The organism is Thalassolituus pacificus (assembly GCF_025318105.1).
In the GTDB taxonomy this organism is placed as follows: Bacteria; Pseudomonadota; Gammaproteobacteria; order Pseudomonadales; family Oceanobacteraceae; genus Venatoribacter; species Venatoribacter pacificus.
The window spans coordinates 1-537 of sequence record NZ_JAOANI010000023.1 but is presented as its reverse complement, the minus strand read 5'-3'; the positions used below and the strand labels follow the sequence as shown (position 1 = coordinate 537).

Sequence of the window (537 nt, the reverse complement as noted above, 5' to 3'; positions counted from 1 at the left end):
TGATCTTGCCCCGATAAAACGGACACGTTCATTTTCATGCTGCTATTTGCTCGTATTCCATCGGTGAGCAGTAACCGATTCCCGAATGCAGCCGTTTTCTGTTGTAGTAATCATTGATGTATCTCGCCAAAGCATACTTCAATTCTTCCGCAGAGTGGAATGTCGTATTACGAATAAGTTCAGCTTTCATTGAATGAAAGAATGATTCCATATGCGCATTATCAGTACATTTTCCCGGTCTGCTCAGGCTGTGCTTAATTCCCTGTCTGTGAAGCTCTTTCTGATATCCTGATCCGCGATACTCAACACCGCGATCCGTATGCAGCATCAGCCCCTCGGATGGACGACGCTTTCGTATTGCAGCCATCAGTGTTCTTCGGGTAACTTCTATTGTTCTTTTGCTATCCAGACTCCATCCTATGATCCGTCGGGAATAGAGATCCATGATGACCGACAGATAGTGCCACTGCTTTTTAACTTTCAGATAAGTCACATCGGCCACCCATACTTTGTCTTTACAATGAGGAACCGCACCGT

1 protein-coding gene is annotated in these 537 nt (G+C 45.3%); it reads right to left on the bottom strand.

Features of this window, described 5'->3' with window-relative positions; genetic code table 11:
• Positions 1–34 precede the first annotated feature (34 nt).
• Positions 35–537: IS3 family transposase (locus tag NYR02_RS14610; protein ID WP_260977092.1), on the bottom strand; the 503-nt coding region annotated here is incomplete at its 5' end.